This window comes from Marinobacter sp. ELB17 (genome assembly GCF_000169375.1).
Lineage (GTDB): Bacteria > Pseudomonadota > Gammaproteobacteria > Pseudomonadales > Oleiphilaceae > Marinobacter.
On sequence record NZ_AAXY01000016.1, the window covers coordinates 66,561 to 84,138 of the forward strand.

The following is a 17,578-nucleotide window of genomic DNA, read 5'->3' on the forward strand; positions in this document are numbered from 1 at the left end:
CTTATCACCAGAGCTTGCCACCGTCCCGGATCGTGCCTCGACTAGCTGATAAAGGGCTTTATCTGGCGTCTGAATTCTCGTTCTACCGAGTGCTCAAAAAGCACCAGCAATTGAATCATCGGGGCCGCATGAAGCCGCCGCGCAAGGTCCCTGAGCCCACCATCTTTACCGCCACAGGCCCGAACCAGGTATGAACTGAGACATCTGTTATTGCCCCTCAGAGGTGCGCGGTCAGCACGGGTATCTGTACCTGATCATGGACACCTACAGCCGCAAAATCGTGGCTTGGCCAATCTTGTACTGGCCCGTAGGCTAAATCCGTCTCCATGTGCCTAAAGTGCGCCTTAAAAGCAACATATAGGCAAAAAAGCGGCGATTTTGTCGTCAAAATTGAACTAATAGATGCTGACCGAGAAAATAGATTGTTTTTCAGGCCGAATTTGGTTGGATTGCAATTAGTTGCCGTCTTTCGTCCACTGGTCAGCGTTTCCCTAGGGAATAGGCGCATGAATCAATTATGTCGTTAATGGGCCAGTTAATGTCGAAAATTTTACATTATCATCCCATTGTCATGGTGTATCGTCGCCGCACAATGTTGGTTTAGCCCTTAAAAAAATAAAACCTCAAACCGCTGAATATAGAGAGAACTGCATTGGAAATAATAACTTATGTTATGTCCAACCTTTCGCTGCTAGCGCAACTGACCTTGGAACATATAGCGCTGGTCGTTGTCGCCGTTGGGCTGGCCTGCCTTATGGGAGTTCCTATTGGCATCGCTATTACCCAAAATGAACGGATCGCCCGGGTCGTTCTGTATACCGCGTCTATTATCATCACCATTCCCTCCATCGCCTTGTTCGGGATCATGATTCCAGTTCTGTCCGTTATTGGTCACGGCATTGGTTATGTCCCAGCCGTTATTGCAGTTTTATTGTATTCCCAGTTGCCCATTATTCGTAACACCTACACGGCTATCAATAATGTCAGTCCGGGATTACGGGAAGCGGCCAGGGGTATCGGCATGACGTCGATGCAACGGCTACGGTTAGTGGAGATACCCTTATCCGTACCCATTATTATGGCTGGTGTGCGTACCGCAGTGGTGATGAATATTGGCGTCATGGCGATTGCTGCGTACATAGGTGCCGGTGGGCTGGGGGTTCTTATCAGTCGGGGAATTTCCCAAAGTGATCCCCGCCAACTAATCGTCGGAGCCATTGCTGTCAGCCTGCTTGCCATCGTGGCTGATACGCTTCTTCTTGCGCTGCAGAAGCGTCTTACGCCGAAGGGTTTGCAGTCATAAATTCGATACAACAAGAACAGATGAGACGGTAAACATGATTAACATTGAAAATCTCACCAAGATATTCGATACCAAGCAAGGCGTTGTTACCGCAGCCGATCACATTACAATGCAGGTTCCAGAAGGCGAAATTTGTGTCCTGCTTGGTCCTTCTGGCTGTGGCAAAACCACCACACTCAAGATGGTTAATCGCATCGTCACCCCGACTTCAGGGCGTGTGTTGATCAATGGTGAAGACACAACGCAGCAGGATACTGTGACCCTGCGCCGCAATATCGGTTATGTAATTCAGCAAATTGGTTTGTTTCCCAACATGACCATTGCAGAAAATATCAGCATCGTACCCAAACTCATTGGCTGGAACAAAAAACGTTACACCAAGCGGGCGTCCGAACTGCTCGAAATGGTGGGCATGGACCCTGGCACCTTTCTCAAGCGCTATCCGAATGAACTCTCCGGGGGTCAACAACAGCGAATTGGGGTCATTCGTGCCCTTGCGGCAGACCCGCCGGTAATGCTGATGGATGAGCCGTTCGGTGCCATTGATCCTATAAATCGCGAAGTTATTCAGGACGAATTCCTGAAGCTTCAACGGCTACTCAAAAAGACAATCATGTTTGTTAGTCACGATATCGATGAAGCGGTAAAAATGGCCAGTCGAATTGCGATTTTTCGAGAAGGCAAGCTGGTCCAATACGACACCCCTGACGATTTGTTGTCGCATCCAAAGAACGACTTCGTAAAAGGATTTGTTGGCTCTGACCGGGCGCTTAAAAGGCTGCAACTGGTCACAGTAGAGGAGGTTTTGGAAACCGAGACAGCGGTTGTAAAAATGAACGATTCGTTGTCCCAAGCCTTGGTCAAAATGGATGACGCCGGTTACGAAAGAGCAATTATCCTCGTGGATGACGCCAGGCGACCCGTCGGTTATATCTCTCGTAGCGTTGCACAGGCAAATCAAGGCGACTGCTCCAAACACTACGCAAACCTGCGCTCTGTTGTTCGACTTGAAGACAATCTACGGACAGTTGCCTCCAAAATGTTCACTCACGATGCAACCTGGCTGCCCTGCGTAAACAGCGAGGGCATACTTGAAGGGTGTGTTACTCAACGCGGTATTACCCGCCACCTGGGCGCGACCTATAAAGCGGTTCAATAAAGCGAAGAGGTGCAACCGGTGAAAAGTGCTGTCATGAAGACGATTCAGTTCAACAACATTGGCCGAGGAGTGATGTACCTTGCGGTTCTGCTGCTGGGCATCTACCTGCAACGCACGGGTCTCATTGATGATATTCTGTACTACTATGATGACATCGTTTATCTCGGTCGCCAACATGTTGAGCTAACGCTCATCTCCGGTGGCCTTGCTGTTCCTGTCGGCATCGCGCTCGGGATTATGCTAAGCAGGCCCAAGTTCAGAAATCTGTCAGAGTGGACCATGCAGGGCCTGAATGTAGGCACTACCATCCCGACACTGGCCATTCTCGCCTTATCTATGAGCTTCTTAGGCATTGGTATGTTGCCAGCCATATTTGGCCTGTTTATAGCGTCTTTGCTACCAATTGTACGCAATACCTACACTGGCCTGCTTGGCGTTCCTGCCCACCTGAAAGAGGCCGCTGCCGGCATCGGGATGTCATCCACCCAGATGTTACTCAAGGTCGAAATTCCAAACGCCCTCTATGTCATGTTCGCTGGCGTACGCACGGCGCTCGCAATCAACGTCGGCACCGTACCGTTGGCTTTTTTGATTGGCGGCGGCGGTCTGGGAGAACTGATTTTCACCGGTATTGCTCTGCTCAATACCCAAATGATGCTGGCAGGTGCCATTCCAACCGCTATGCTGGCCATCCTCGTCGATATTCTTGTCGCCGGACTTGCACTGCTGCTGGTGCCAAGAGGCGTGAACCCATTACGAAACTGAAGTTCTGACCTGCCGGCCTGACCTTCAGGTTCAACGGCTTAGCCAGGAACGCCCATTCCGGAGCGTGCCAATAACGAAAACCAGACCACTGGACCAATTGGAGATCATCGACAATGAAAAAGAGCTGGTATAAATCACTGACAGGTCTTCTGACCTGCTTATCTTTCGCGGCTATGACCCCGGCTTCAGCCGAAGAAATCGTGGTTGGCGGCAAAAATTTCACCGAACAGCAATTGCTGACATCCATTACCAGTCAGTATCTGACCGCCAAAGGCTATGACGTGGAAAGCCGTGCTGGTATGGGCAGCGCCGTTGTCCGTTCCGCTCAAGAAAATGGCCAGATTGACGTCTACTGGGAATACACCGGCACTGCGCTGGTTGTTTACAATGGCGTAACGGAAAAACTTGACCGAGAACAGACCTATGAGCGGGTCAAGTCTCTGGACGCCGAAAAAGGGTTGGTCTGGCTGAACCCATCGGATGCTAACAATACGTATGCGCTTGCCATGCGCCGCGCAGATGCAAAGAAACGAAACATTAAAACGCTGAGTGATTTTGCGGAAGTGATTAATAGCGGTACCAAACTTGTGCTGGCCAGTAATGCAGAATGGTATGCCAGGGAAGACGGCTACCGGCCCTTCTCCAAAGCCTATGGCTTTGACCTGCCGCGAGACCAGATAAAGCGTATGGATTCCGGTCTAACCTATACCGCTTTGAAAGAAGAACTAGTGGACTCAGCATTGGTATTCGCTACCGATGGCCGCATTCCGGCATTTGATTTCGTCGTGCTCAAAGATGATCGGGGGTTTTTCCCAGATTATGCCATCACTCCCGTCATCAGGGCCGACACACTTGCTGCCAACCCGAAACTCGCCGAACAGCTCAATGCCCTGTCGGGGGTTATTGATAACGAAACCATGTCCGCGATGAACGCACAGGTGGATGTGGAACGGGTAAGCGTAGCGAAGGCCGCCCGCAGTTTTCTTGAGAAACATGGTCTGATCTGACAGCCGTATCTAGTCACAGAGGCAACCAAACCCTGAGCAATGCTTTACTCAGGGTTTTTTCACTTTAGCACCCAAAAAAACGTATCAGGTGGAAAACATGACCTCAAAAATTCGGGTTGCGGTGGCTCAGATAAACCCGGAATTACTGGAAGTGAAACACAATCTGGCGCTGCACTGTGATTACGTGGCCCAGGCTCGCGAGCAGGGCGCCGAGTTATTACTGTTCCCGGAACTGTCATTATCAGGCTACCAGGTTAGCCGCAATGCTCCAGCCATTGCCATGCACGCCCATGACCCAGTGTTACATGCCCTCGCCCGAGAGGCGGTAGGCATAACCGTGGTCGCCGGATTTGTTGAAGAAGGCCGTCCCGGAGAGCTGTTTAACGCCATGGCGTATCTACGGGATGGCAAGGTTATGCACATACAGCGCAAAATCAATCTACCGACCTATGGCGGCCTGGAAGAGGGCAAGTGGTTCCATTCCGGGCAAGATCTCAACATCGTTGAAATCAAGCCAGGCTGGCAGGCCACCTGTTTGATCTGTGCCGATCTCTGGAATCCAGCGCTGACCCACTGCGCCATGTTGCAACGGCCGGAGATTTTGCTGGCTCCTATTAATTCTGCGTCCGGGGTGGTGAGTGAGGACTTTTCCAACGAACAGAACTGGGTAACGAACGTATCATTCTACGCAATGATGTATGGAACCCCCGTATTACTGGCAAACCGGTTTGGCCGGGAAAAAGAACTAAGTTTTTGGGGTGGTAGCTGCATTCTTGGGCCAAAAGGAGAGGTGCTAGCGAAAGCGGATGACCGGGAAATGCTTATATTCGCAGAACTTGACCGGAAACGCATAGGCACAGCGCGCTTTGATATGCCCACGGTGCGCGATGCCAATACTGCCCTGATACGAAAATTTCTGGCCGACTATTGACGGGTTGTTCAGGCTTTGCACTGCACAGGGTGCTTACGGCAATTTAAAGCCATAGAGCCGGGCCGGATTGCGAACCAGCACAGCATTACTCTGTTCGCTATCTGGAACCCACTCAGAGATGAGATCCACAAGGTCACCATCGTTGGGCATCCCACCCGAAAAGTGAGGATGGGGCCAGTCAGATCCCCAGATACAGCGTTCAGGGTTAGCGTTGACCAACGCCCGGGCGAACGGCACGACATCGGTGTACGGCGGTGCACCTTCCTCGCTAATACGATAACTCCCCGACAACTTCACCCAGACAAGGTTTTTCCGGAGCAGAGTCAACAACGTCTGGAACCCTTCGTTGTGGAGGCCCAAGTCACAGTTCATGTGGCCCATGTGATCAATCACCACAGGCACCGGTAATTGGGGGATCTGCTCAAGAATATCCACCGATTCCGCCACATTGATTAGAAACTGAAGGTGCCAGCCGCGATCCGCGATCCGGACTGCGAGGGCAGTCACGTCCGCCCAGTCAATCCCACCCTGGAATAGCAGATTCATTCGAACCCCACAAAATCCCGCGCGATCGAGCCGATCAAGTTCGGTTTCAGCTACATCTGGCGCCACTACACACACACCACGGTAATCAAGCCCTGCTCGACGTATGGCGCTCAGTGCTTCCATATGAAGACGATTATCTGTGCCGTAAACACTGGGTTGAACAAGCACGCCCTGCTCGATACCAATACGTCGGTGCAGTTGAAGGTAGTTTTCCAGAGTCGCATCCGGGGGCGTGTAGGTTCGATTGTCGATATACGGATACTGGCTTGCCGGGCCAAAGACATGGGCATGGCAATCACAGCTGCCGGGCGGCAATGCCAAACGAGGCGTTTTGGGGCTGGCATCCGCGGCGGCGCAAAAGGGAGGTGTCTGTGTCATGGTCAGAATCCGCTCATTTTTCAGGCCCGCCCGGGACCAAGAAGTCCCGGGCATAAAGAGGGAACAGAGTGCTCCCTCCCTATCGATGAAGGACTTAGAACTGCGCCTTCATCCAGTCACTAATGTAGCCCGAGAAGGCTTGGAATTTCGGGTTCTCATCGAGCATCCATTCCGTATGACCACCGCCTTCGAGCAAGAAAAGATCTTTCGGTCCAGGGTACCGGGCGTACAACGAGTAGGCTTCGCTGACCGGGTGTAGATCGTTTTCAGCCCCATGGGCAATAAGCAGCGGAACGCGGGAAAAGCGCTCGTCCAAGCAAGCTTCCGGTCTAAAATTAAGTAGCGAGTCGGCAAAATCGAAGGTGGACGTTACACCATAGCCCGGAGCCTTCACGAGTTCAGTTTCCACGTATTCACGGCTGATCGGATCCAGCGGGTAGATATCAAACGGGTCGATTCCTCTGAGCTCTCCACCTTTGGCCAGCCGCAAGCGTTCGCCAGCGATATAGGCGCGGAACTGCTTCCAACCCAACTCACTACGAAGGGCCTTCTGGACTCGGAGGGCATCATAAAAACCATTCATTGCGACTAGACCATCAACCTGATCTTCGCACAGCCGAAATGCATCGAGAATCAGACCGCCACCCATACCCCAACCTGCCAACACAACTTTTCTCTGTTCTGCGTGCGCACGCTCGTGAACGATGGCCACGGCATTGGCTATATCCCGTACCTGTTCCTCAAGAATAACTCGCTCCCGGGGGCCGTTCGAATCACCAAAACCACGATAATCAAATCCGAAAACAGTAAAGCCCTGACGGGTCCATGCCCGGGCATAGCGTTCGGGATGGATATTTTTCTGACCGGTAAAACCTGAGCACACAATCACGATCGGAAGACGGGCATCGTCATTTTCACTGTCTGTAAAAAATGCACCGTCCAAAGTCAGTGCGTCACTTTGAAACTTGATTTTTTGTTCAATCATTGTAAATCCTGCCTACGAAGCTGGTTTGATTAACGGCTTAGTGTCGCGTTTGGTTGCCTCACGAAACTACTGCCTGACACCTATCATGATCTGCAAATCCGTGTGGACAGGTTATTAAAATTCCGACAATATACTGCACAATTGCGTCATCAAGAGGGGTAATAAATGACAGAGCCTACAATCGAACAGATCGGTTTTTTGTTGGTTCCCCAGTTTTCCATGCTGTCTTTCACCTCAGCGCTAGAACCCTTGCGCGTGGCAAACCGTGTTGCAGAACGGGACCTCTATAACTGGAATTTCTACAGTATTGATGATCAACCTGTGGAGGCCAGCAATGGCATAGTTATTGCGCCCACCCAAACGATAAAAGATGTGGAAGGCCTTGGTCTGATGATTGTTGTTGCCGGGATAGGAGCCAGCGAAATCAGCAGCCCACAACTTTATGCCTGGCTCAGGCGGCTGTATCGCAGTCGTGTGATGATAGGAGCAACGTCAACCGGATCACTGTTGCTTGCACGGGCGGGCTTGCTCAAAAAGCACCGGTGCACAATTCATTGGGAAAACAGGGATAGCCTGGAAGAAGAGTTTCCGCAACTTGACGTCACCGGCGAGCTCTATGAAGTAGATCAGAACATCATGACTTGCTCTGGCGGTCTGGCCGGCTTGGACATGATGCTGCATAAAATTTCACTGGAGTACGGCGAGGCGCTGGCAATGGACATTGCGGAACAGCTTATTCACCCAAAAATCCGTCCAGCTCACGAAAAACAGCGTATGGAGCTTTTGCTTCGCCACAAGACCCGACATCCGCGTCTGCTAAAAGCCATTCAATTGATGCAGACCTACACTGAAAACGTGCTCAGCTGTCACGAAATCGGTAAACAGTCAGGCCTTTCAGTGCGGCAATTGGAACGGTTATTTAAACACCAGCTCCACACAACACCGGCGGCATTTTACATGCAACGTCGCTTGGAGCGGAGTAATCACCTTCTGGAACAGTCAACACTCACCGTTACCCAGGTTGCAACGGCATGCGGCTTCAACTCCGCCTCCTATTTTTCAAAGTGCTACCAGAAACAATATAAGTTGTCGCCACGCGAAGAAAGGGGAAAGACCCTCCAGCCAGCAAGCCAGCCCTCGTAAAATAGGACGAGTTCTTCCCCTTCAATGTCGTTTTTTTACCCTTTTTTACGGTTGTCAGTATTGATAATGAATTTCTATTAAAACTTGTAGGATAGTTACCATGGGTGCAGAGCCACATATTGAATGGATTACCTCTTTCAATTCCGCTGAGTTGACGGATACATTGCTGCAACAAAGCAAGCGTTGCCTGCTTGATCTACTCGGTGTAGCGGCTAGCGCTACTCAAACAGAGCTTCCAGCCATCGGCCGCCGCTATGTGCTCAGCCAGCATGCTGGCGAGGTTCCCCTACTATTTACGGACGGATCTGCCTCGGCCACCGGCGCCGCGCTTTATGGGGGATGGCTGATTGACGCATTGGATGCCCACGATGGACACGTACTGACTAAGGGTCACTCTGGTGTGGCGGTACTTCCGGCGTTACTCAGCGTCGCTCATTCCCGGAACCTGTCAGGCCGTGAGTTTCTGGGCTACTTGCTGCTCGGCTACGAGATAGCCACTCGCGCGGGCATTGCGTTACATGCCTCGGCATGTGATTACCACACCTCCGGTAGCTGGAATGCCTTGGGTGCCACGGCCATCGCAGGCCGGGTGCTGGGGTTATCCGCCGCTGAACTTAATCATGCCCTTGGTATTGCCGAGTTTTACGGCCCCCGCAGCCAGATGATGCGATGCATCGAGTATCCGACAATGCTCAAGGATGGTTCCGGGTGGGGCGCTATGGCCGGCGTCGCCAGCGCGATCCTTGCCCGGGAGGGCTTCACCGGTGCCCCAGCCCTGACAGTGGGAAGACCTGAACTGACCCGGTATTGGGATGACTTGGGGCAGCACTGGCGCATTACAGAGCAGTATTTTAAACGCTTTCCTGTCTGTTACTGGGCTCAGCCGGCTGTGGAAGCGTTGTTGTCGCTGGCCGACCAATTGCCTTCCCCAGCGCCAGTGACCTCGATCGTCGTGGAGACCTTTCACGAGGCCCGCTGTCTCCACGTGGTGTCTCCGGCTAACACTGAGCAGGCCCAGTACAGTCTGCCGTGGGCGCTGGCCGCAGCCCTGACGAGAGGGACAATTTCGGTCGACTCGGTGACCACAGATCTTGCGAATGTGGAGATTCACCAATTAGCGGCGCGAGTCGTGCTAACCGAGAATGATGAATTCAACCAAAAGTTTCCCGCCGAGCGCTGGGCTCGGGTTAGCCTGCACCTCGCTAATGGCCAGATTCTGGTGAGCGACAACTGTCAGGCCAAAGGCCACTTACAGAATCCGCTTTCAGACCGGGAACTGCAAGACAAATACCAGAGTCTCGCAGAGCCTGTTCTGGGCACAAGGGCCCAAGATATCCAGCTCGTCGTCGAGACCCTGGATACACGCCCGGCATCCGATCTACTGGTGCTGCTCGGCGCTCTCAACTAAGCACCAACCCACAGAATTTAATGGCAGTTACGGTGCCACTCGAAGGAGCAACGTGTGATTCCCCGCCTCACTGATATTACCCCGGTACAGAGTCTCTATCTGGCTTTTATCGATGCGTTGAAAGCAGCGGGGTTCGAGGGTGAACTCAACCCCGACTATGCTAATCGTACCGTTCTCGCCACTGACAACTCCATTTATCAGGTGCTTCCACAGGCTGTTGTCTATCCGAAACACACCGCCGATCTACAGTGCGTGACAACGCTGACAAGCAAGCCCGAGTGGCGGTCCATCGTACTGAGTCCACGGGGTGGAGGCACAGGCACCAATGCCCAGTCACTCACCGAGGGCATCATTGTTGATCTCTCCCGACATATGAACCGTGTACTGGAGATCAACCCTAACGAGGGCTGGGCCCGGTGTCCAAAGCTCAACCGTTGCCTCACGGGGTACGACCTTGCCCATATCCGGGATGACAAGGGTTTGTTCAACCTGAACAACATTCTCTGCGGGTCGGAAGGCACCCTGGGTTCATTGCCGAGGCCAGATTAAGCATTCTTCCCATACCCAGCCATTCTGCGCTGGTCAATATTCGTTACGGATCATTTGAACATTCACTGCGTAACGCGCAGGTGCTGATGGGCGAACGGCCGAGCTCCATTGAAACAATCGGCAGCCGAGTACTGGCGCTTGCCCAGAACGACCTTATCTGGCACAGCCTCTCCCAGTGTTTTCAGAACGATGATCACGACGGGGTTGCGGGTATCAACTTGGTGGAATACACCGCTGATACGGAAGCGGAGCTGACTGAAAATGTCAATCGACTGATTGGTCGGCTCGACACCCTCGCCGGCCTTCCCGGTGAATGCACCGGCTACTCGATCGCCTGGGGCAATCAGGAGGTGGAGAAAGTATGGGCCATGCGAAAAAAAGCCGTGGGCCTGCTGGGCAACACCCAGGGGGAAGCCCGCCCGGTTGCGTTTGTGGAAGACACCGCCGTGCCACCCGAAAACCTGGCAGATTTCATTATGGACTTCCGTGCGGTGCTTGATCGTGAAGGTCTGAGTTACGGCATGTTCGGCCATGTTGACGCGGGTGTGCTGCATGTCCGGCCCGCACTCGACATGAAAGATCCAGAACAGATCAAAACGGTACGTCGCATAACGGATGAGGTAGTCGGGCTGGTCCAACAGTATGGCGGCCTGCTGTGGGGTGAGCACGGCAAAGGCGTACGGTCTGAATTCAGCCCCGCTTTTTTCGGTGATCTTTATCCTGAACTTCAGGAGATAAAACGCGCCTTTGACCCATACAATCAGCTCAACCCGGGTAAGATAGCAACCACCAATGATCAACAGCCATTGCTGGCTATCGATGCCGTACCAACTCGCGGCGACCACGATCGCACGATTCCCGTCGCCAGCTGGCACTACCAGTCAGATGCCATGTACTGTAACGGCAACGGTGCCTGTTTCAACTATGACCCGAACGATGCCATGTGCCCCTCCTGGAAGGGCACTCGGGAGCGAAAACATTCGCCCAAAGGGCGCGCTTCCCTGATCCGCGAGTGGGTGCGAGTTCTCGGTGAAAAAGGTACCAACACACAGGATCTGGCACAGGCTGAACACCGCAGGCTACCGTTCTTGCATTGGTTTCCGCGGGCCTGGAAGACCCTGCGCCAACGCCAAGGGCAATACGATTTCAGCCACGAAGTCTATGATTCAATGGCCGGGTGTCTGGCCTGCAAGTCCTGCACCGGACAGTGCCCGGTCAAGGTCGATGTGCCCGAATTTCGGGCCCGGTTCCTGCATCTTTATTACGGTCGCTACTTGCGCCCGCCGAAGGATTACTTTGTTGGCTCGCTAGAATTCATCATACCGCTGATGTCTCGACAGCCGTTCAGGTGGGTGTACAACAGCCTGATGTCAGCATCACCGGTAAAGTGGCTGCTGGAACATGGCGCAGGCATGGTAGACAGCCCTCACATCCATCATCACCGGCTTGCACCCAGGTTGGATAAACTCGGGGTTCAATGGGCATCCCCCAGTCGGTTGCTGGAATTGACACAAGCGGAGCGACGCCGATCCGTTGTTATAGCGGCGGGGGCTGGTGGCGATTCCGGACAAGCCCTATGGCGGCATCCGGCATTATGAGGAAAACGCGTTGGTCCGGCTGCACTTTATCCGCTCCGCCCAGTGGCTGGGGTTTAACCTGGATGAGGTGTCTGAACTCCTGAAACTGGAGGACGGCACCCATGGCGATGAGACTCGCGCGCTGGCTGAGCACAAACTGGATGATGTGCGCCGCAGGATCGCCGGCATGCGACAGATGGAATCCACTCTGGACAATCTGGTGGAACGTTGCCGGTGCAGTGAAGACCCAAAGCGATGCCCAATCATTCACTCCTTGCAAGGCAATCTCGACGCCCCGACCGAGGAAGTATAGAAATGAGCTCAACACATCAGGATCGCGCCATGGACGCGTTCGTGGGAGAAGCCCTGGGCATTTTCACCACGGCCTGAAAGCCGGGCAGACAGTAGCCACCTGGGCGTTGGTAAAGCCCACCGCCGGCATGGCACTGTGGTTTGCAGGTGATCGTCCACCAAATATAGTGCCACCCCGGGTATCGACGCCAATGCCCTCCAGATTCAGCGTATTCGTGTTTGGGATGCGCCCGGTTTTCCTCATCATATTTTTCGTCTCGGCCATAATCGCCAGGCGGGATTAGTTGAGCAGCGTTTTTCAAAATTTTTCAGTGAGTTGAGGATAGCCTGTAACACTTGCCAGCATTCTGTGTCCGTAAGGTAGCTTCTGCTTCAGGTAGGAGAGGACTCGGGCCGCAGAATGCAGCAATGCGCCTACATACTCCAATGCAATGAACGAAGGAAACTCGATTATGTTTCTCACGAGCAAATCCATAGAAAAGCTGAGTATCAAAGCCAATTTCGTTACTCTGCCGCTAGCAGCGGTGACGGCGTCTATGCTTCTGGCGGGTTGTGCGTATTCCGGCGCCTCCAGCGAGAGCGCATCCCAGCCCCTTGGCGAAAAGCGGGTAACGCAGGAAGAGGGCAAGGTAACCTATTGGGTACTGCCCGGTCCTCGCAAGCTGGATGCGGAAACATTCGGAACGCCGGACAACCCGAAAATGCTGCTTGAACCGAAAATCAGGGCTGCTAAAGCGAGCAAAGGCCCCGACACGGTTCCGGAGCTTTTGAAGCAGGTCCCCTTCATGGTCGCCGCCCCGGTGCAGGCGCGTAAGGTTATGCCTAACGGCGATTACGTATTTGCCCAGCCCACTCCATTCTCCAACAAAGCGCGGATTATTCAGGGCAGTTTCGAAGCCACCTTCACCGATAGGGTGAAAACAGACCCTCCTGGCAAGCCGGGTCAAACACCGGATACCGCCGAATTTTCAGCAGAATTCTCTGATCCACAGGGTAACCAGTACCGTGTGGTCCTGGACCATATAGTGAAGCCGCCGTTTCCCGGTTATAAAACCGAGGGTGGTGTCATGCTGGATTCGGTTCACCACGGTGCCACCGGGACCGGTAGCCCGCTGATGCCGAAGGTGGATACAATCGCTGCTCTGTGGGGTGTTGGCGATCTGTATATCAACGGCGAACTGGTGGACGATCACCGGGTGATGCACCTGATGACCTCCGAAGTGGTGCGGAACAAGGACTATGAACTCGTGCACACGAAGGACCTGCCACTAGCTCCCGAGGAGCGTCATATCAGTGGTCAGGAGCATCACACACATCTGATGATGCCGCCTATCAAAGGCACGAAAAAGGGCCCCGTGTTTTCCCCTGTTCCCACCGCCTTCGAGCTGCCAAATGGCAAAAATCAGCCATTCCTTCACATCATGTTCGAGCAGGATCAGGTAGAGGTTCTCTGATCCCGGGAACGTTCAGGCATCAAACGGCGGAATCGGGCACCGGCCTGGTTCCGTCTCCAAATTTCCATTCCTCAAGGTGAGGCTTATGAAACGCTTCAGAATGCTTCCGGCTGCTTCAATATTGATATTTTTTGTGCTAGCCATGAGCACAGGCGCAGTCTCCGCTGACCAACAAACGCAGGGCGATCTCAGGACCGTGGAAGTGGTGGCGAAAGAATTCGCCTTTGAACCGTCAAAGATCGAGGTGGCGCCCGGCTCCCAGGTTAAGATCAAGCTCATTAACAAGGGTAACCTCAGCCACAATCTGCATATTAAGGGCAAAGGGGGAAAGACCGAAACTCTGCAGACCGGTAACTCGGATACCATTATTGTGACAGCGCCCGACAGTGGAGAACTGGAATTTTTCTGTAATGTGCCCGGGCATAAGCAAGCCGGGATGAAAGGGGCACTCGTTGCCAAATGATGGAGAGATCATGCAGGCTGAAGGTGGCTGTTGGCGTCCTTTAGCCGGTCATCGTAGTGACAATAAGATGAAAAGGGCCGAAGGGATTGACGATGAAAACTAACACCGGGGGTATGTCGTGACCAAAACGCCCAGGGATCGTGCTATCGGCGCCATTATGGGCGCGTTCGTGGGAGAAGCCCTGGGCGTTGGCCCCCACTGGTATTATGACCTGCAGGAGATGCGGCGTAATTATGGTGACTGGATTGATGACTACACCACGCCGAGACCGGGGCGTTATCACCACGGCCTGAAGGCTGGGCAGAGTGCCCAGGCCGGTTTTATTCTGGAGATGATGCTGCACTCGCTGGTGGAATGTAATGGCTACAGTGAGGCCGATTTCTGTCAGCGCCTGGATTATGAGCTTTTCCCGTTGCTGGATGGCCAGCCCCAAAGCGGCCCTGGCCACTATACCAGTGAATCCATTCGCCACGCCTGGCATCGGCGGGTCTTTCAAAAGCGTCCCTGGCATGACATTGGCGGCGCCGCCGACACTACCGAAGCCATGGAACGTACCCTCGCCATTGTCGTGCGCCATGCCGCCGATCCCGCCCTGATGTCCCAGGCCATTGCCAACAACACAGCGCTGACCCAGAGCAGTGAGACCTTGCTCTCCATGGGGATTGGCTACGGCTGCATTCTGGCCCGGCTGATTCAGGGAGACACCCTGAATGAGCGAATTTCACAGCAACCCATGAATTGGGTTGCAGAAGGCGCCCTGTCCTTCGAACCGGTCACCACCCGCCAACCGGCCCCGGATCATCCGCAGTTGCCACTCAGGGCCAGGCGCCACATTGTCAGGGATGCCCTGCATGCCGCCTCCGATATCGCCGCCATGGCAAGAGACCCGGACGTTCGTATCGAACCGGCCTGGAAGGTCTCCCATCTCTACGGCATGCCTTGCGCCTTCTACCATCAATTACCCGCCGCTTATTACCTGGCTGCGCGGTTCCGTGAAGATTTCGAAAATGCGGTACTTCACGCCATCAATGGCGGCGGCCAGAATCAGTCCCGGGCCATGCTGACCGGGGCGCAGGTGGGCCTTGTAGGTATTCCGCAGCGGTTACTGGACGGCCTTGAACGCGCAGATGAACTGCAGCAACTGGCCCACACCCTGGCCTCGCAAATGCCGGATTGACGTTGCAGTTTAAAAGATGTTTGTTTTCAACTGACCAACAAACGGCCCTGATTGTTACACCGAAGGCTAAGAAATGAATCGCTTACATCATCATCACCGCGCCAAACTCAATTCAGCAAGGCTTGCTGGTGCTCTAGTGCTGGCTTTTCTGGTAACCGGCTGTTCGACGGGCGTACTCAATGCCAATTTAAGCGAGAGGTCTTCCCAGTCGCGATACGACTTCAAATCACGACTGCCCGAGAATGACGACCGGTTATTTGTTGTGCTTGCCTTTTCCGGAGGTGGCACCCGGGCAGCGGCGTTGTCCTATGGCGTTCTGGATGCCCTTCGCAATGAGCGCCTCGTAATCGATGACCAGCTTACCCGGTTGCTGGATCAGGTCGATGTGATTTCCGCAGTTTCCGGTGGCAGCTATACCGCTGCCTATTATGGTCTGTTCGGGGATCGACTGTTCGAAGACTTCGAGGAACGTTTTCTGCGTCGCAACTGGCCGCGCACCTATGGCTGGATGCTGGCCAATCCCTTCAACATGGCCAGGCTTGCCTCGCCCGACTTTAACCGCTCGGATCTGATGGCGGAGTTTCTGGGCAAAAAGATTTTTGATGACAAAACCTTTGCCGATTTGTCGCTTGGGCAGCTTCCATTTGTGATTATCAATGCCACGGATTTGAACAATGCCCTGACCTTTTCCTTCATTCAACAACAGTTTGATTTCCTCTGCTCAGATTTGAACAGCTACCCCGTTGCCAACGCAGTGATGGCCTCGTCGACCGTACCACCCGCATTCGCTCCCGTGAGACTCCGTAACTACCCTGGTTGTGACACGAGTAATAAATCCTGGGTTAACGAGGCGCTGAACGAGCGCAACCTGCTGTCAAGAAAGTTTGCTGTCGCCCAGGGGCTTTCACGTTACCTTGAGCCGGGGCATATGCCGTATCTGAATCTGGCGGACGGCGGCATTACCGACAATATCGGCGTGCGGGGCTCAATGATGAGCCCGATCGCCCATCGTGGCGATGTCAAACGCATGGCCGGTGCTTTTACCGAAACGGCCCTCGAGAAGGTCGAAAAAGTACTGGTTATCCTGGTGAGTGCCCAGGTATCCCCTCCCTATCCATGGTCAATTTCTGGCACGGAACCTGGCGCATACGATACCCTCCAGGCCTCCTTTGATGCGACGTTCAATACGTTGACCACTGAAAACATCAGCCAGGCCCGCCGGGAATTTCTGGCCTGGGGAGAAAGCATTAACCGCCGCCGCCCCGGGAAGCTCCCTCTTAATGTCTACTTTACAACCCTGACATTCAACCAGGTTGAGGATCCTGCCAGGCGGGAAAAGTATCACGGGCTCCCCACGGCGGCGCTGGACGCTGATGAAGTCGACGCCCTGATCGGGCTTGGCGGGGAACTTCTGCAGCAATCAGAGCCGTTTCAAGAGTTTCTCAACGACATGAAACCGGAGTCCAACGCATCGGATGGTTCTAAAATCGGTACTCCGCCATGAGCGAGCCAAAGCTGTTCCTTGGATCCTCACTTGATGGCAGGTTGTCGTCATCCACAGTTTCCGTGGACAACCAAAGGCTCAGATGAGCACCAAACCGCGGCCCCACCCAGTGTAATCCCAGAATGGTCTGGCCGACTGTGCGCTTGATATCGACGGTGTTTCGGTCAGTCCATTCGTTATTGACCAGGAGATTCCCCTCACGGGGCAATGCCCAGGCGAAATAGGTCGCCCTCAGGGTGACCGATGCATACAAACGGCTTCCTCGATCCGGTGATAAGGTAGCGTCATAGTCCATTCCACGACCTATCGGGTCCGGAATAAAATGGAATCCCTGCGGGCGATCGCCGAACCTGAACTCCAGCCCCGGTTGCGCCAACGTAAAAAAATTTCCTAAAGCAACATCGCCCGCCAGGGAGACATCAAACCAGGAATTTTGATAAATCCGCCGTTTGACACTCACGTACCCGTTCAGTATGGGTTCGGAATCCAGCTGATTATCCCAGCCTTGCGGGTCGTCACCACCAATGATTGCATGAACAAATTTCTGCGCCTGCTCAGCAAGCGCTTCTTCACCAACCCAGCCAACAAGCCATTGCGCGCCAAAAAAATACTCGTTATCAAAGCCGTAAAAGCTGTTTCCCCAGCCGAGAAACCCCACGTAAGGTACATCATTCTCAATGAGTTCCCGGCGCTCGATGTCTGCGGGTGTCTGCATATTCTGACCAAGGACCCAGCTCTCGCGATACGTCAACCCGGACCTCTCAGGAATCACCCAGGCCAATATTGACCTGCCGAATGCCGGCGTGCCACCGGTTTGCTCCAGCGAACCGACGGGTGCGGACGAGACCACAATAGACGTGCCATTTGTGAACTGATTGTCCGAACTTAAGGCGACGTCATTTGAGAGTTCAAGCCGG

General features: G+C 53.7%; 16 protein-coding genes and 2 pseudogenes. 14 read left to right on the plus strand and 4 right to left on the minus strand.

Translation table 11 applies throughout. The features are described from left to right. Positions 1 to 11: 11 nt before the first annotated feature. From MELB17_RS25725 to MELB17_RS15940, 6 genes and pseudogenes are all read left to right on the plus strand, one after another. Positions 12 to 295 (plus strand): annotated as a pseudogene (locus tag MELB17_RS25725) (IS3 family transposase); the annotation flags it as partial. A gap of 378 nt (positions 296 to 673) precedes the next feature. Beyond that, the gene (locus MELB17_RS15920) at positions 674 to 1,303 is read left to right on the plus strand and encodes an ABC transporter permease (protein WP_007351327.1); all 630 of its coding nucleotides are present in this window, start codon (positions 674 to 676) and stop codon (positions 1,301 to 1,303) included. A 34-nt stretch (positions 1,304 to 1,337) separates the two neighbouring features. Next, entirely contained in the window at positions 1,338 to 2,462 is a 1,125-nt protein-coding gene (locus tag MELB17_RS15925; protein WP_007351328.1) for an ABC transporter ATP-binding protein, read from the plus strand. A 33-nt stretch (positions 2,463 to 2,495) separates the two neighbouring features. Beyond that, a complete protein-coding gene (locus tag MELB17_RS15930) occupies positions 2,496 to 3,227 on the plus strand; it encodes an ABC transporter permease (protein ID WP_007351329.1) in 732 nt (243 codons plus the stop codon). 113 nt (positions 3,228 to 3,340) lie between these two features. Beyond that, complete coding sequence (locus MELB17_RS15935) at positions 3,341 to 4,234, plus strand: glycine betaine ABC transporter substrate-binding protein (RefSeq protein ID WP_007351330.1); 894 nt, start codon at positions 3,341 to 3,343, stop codon at positions 4,232 to 4,234. A 97-nt stretch (positions 4,235 to 4,331) separates the two neighbouring features. After that, positions 4,332 to 5,165: a nitrilase-related carbon-nitrogen hydrolase gene (locus MELB17_RS15940; RefSeq protein ID WP_007351331.1), complete on the plus strand. Its 834-nt coding sequence runs from the start codon at positions 4,332 to 4,334 to the stop codon at positions 5,163 to 5,165. 33 nt (positions 5,166 to 5,198) lie between these two features. Here MELB17_RS15940 and MELB17_RS15945 read toward each other — a convergent pair whose 3' ends face one another. Both MELB17_RS15945 and MELB17_RS15950 read right to left on the minus strand, forming a co-directional pair. Continuing rightward, positions 5,199 to 6,089 (minus strand): amidohydrolase family protein, encoded by an 891-nt coding sequence (locus MELB17_RS15945; RefSeq protein WP_036185132.1) that lies wholly within the window; start codon positions 6,087 to 6,089, stop codon positions 5,199 to 5,201. Between the two features lie 94 nt (positions 6,090 to 6,183). Beyond that, positions 6,184 to 7,074, minus strand: coding sequence for an alpha/beta hydrolase (locus MELB17_RS15950; RefSeq protein ID WP_007351333.1), 891 nt, complete (start codon positions 7,072 to 7,074; stop codon positions 6,184 to 6,186). Positions 7,075 to 7,329: 255 nt separating this feature from the next. Here MELB17_RS15950 and MELB17_RS15955 point away from each other — a divergent pair, with 255 nt between their 5' ends. From MELB17_RS15955 to MELB17_RS15970, 4 genes and pseudogenes are all read left to right on the plus strand, one after another. Then, positions 7,330 to 8,217 (plus strand): GlxA family transcriptional regulator, encoded by an 888-nt coding sequence (locus MELB17_RS15955; RefSeq protein ID WP_227498940.1) that lies wholly within the window; start codon positions 7,330 to 7,332, stop codon positions 8,215 to 8,217. A 100-nt stretch (positions 8,218 to 8,317) separates the two neighbouring features. Next, entirely contained in the window at positions 8,318 to 9,625 is a 1,308-nt protein-coding gene (locus MELB17_RS15960) for an MmgE/PrpD family protein (protein WP_007351335.1), read from the plus strand. Between the two features lie 171 nt (positions 9,626 to 9,796). Beyond that, positions 9,797 to 10,971 (plus strand): annotated as a pseudogene (locus MELB17_RS26530) (FAD-binding oxidoreductase); the annotation flags it as partial. 757 nt (positions 10,972 to 11,728) lie between these two features. Beyond that, entirely contained in the window at positions 11,729 to 12,064 is a 336-nt protein-coding gene (locus tag MELB17_RS15970) for a MerR family DNA-binding protein (protein WP_007351338.1), read from the plus strand. Between the two features lie 63 nt (positions 12,065 to 12,127). Here MELB17_RS15970 and MELB17_RS24670 read toward each other — a convergent pair whose 3' ends face one another. Next, a complete protein-coding gene (locus MELB17_RS24670) occupies positions 12,128 to 12,310 on the minus strand; it encodes a hypothetical protein (protein WP_157133323.1) in 183 nt (60 codons plus the stop codon). Positions 12,311 to 12,515: 205 nt separating this feature from the next. Between MELB17_RS24670 and MELB17_RS15975 the strand changes: the two genes are divergently transcribed. The 4 genes from MELB17_RS15975 (at position 12,516) to MELB17_RS15990 (ending at position 16,661) form a co-directional block, all read left to right on the plus strand. After that, positions 12,516 to 13,517: a hypothetical protein gene (locus MELB17_RS15975; protein WP_007351340.1), complete on the plus strand. Its 1,002-nt coding sequence runs from the start codon at positions 12,516 to 12,518 to the stop codon at positions 13,515 to 13,517. 85 nt (positions 13,518 to 13,602) lie between these two features. Continuing rightward, the gene (locus MELB17_RS15980) at positions 13,603 to 13,980 is read left to right on the plus strand and encodes a cupredoxin domain-containing protein (RefSeq protein ID WP_007351341.1); all 378 of its coding nucleotides are present in this window, start codon (positions 13,603 to 13,605) and stop codon (positions 13,978 to 13,980) included. 118 nt (positions 13,981 to 14,098) lie between these two features. Further along, positions 14,099 to 15,157 carry an ADP-ribosylglycohydrolase family protein gene (locus MELB17_RS15985; protein WP_007351342.1) on the plus strand — a complete coding sequence of 353 codons (1,059 nt, stop codon included), beginning with the start codon at positions 14,099 to 14,101 and terminating at the stop codon, positions 15,155 to 15,157. 136 nt (positions 15,158 to 15,293) lie between these two features. After that, positions 15,294 to 16,661, plus strand: coding sequence for a patatin-like phospholipase family protein (locus tag MELB17_RS15990; protein WP_227498938.1), 1,368 nt, complete (start codon positions 15,294 to 15,296; stop codon positions 16,659 to 16,661). Here the strand turns inward: MELB17_RS15990 and MELB17_RS23315 are convergent. Next, positions 16,639 to 17,578, minus strand: a 940-nt coding sequence (locus tag MELB17_RS23315) for a lipid A deacylase LpxR family protein (protein ID WP_007351344.1), incomplete at its 5' end; no start/stop codon positions are given. The genes MELB17_RS15990 and MELB17_RS23315 overlap by 23 nt on opposite strands.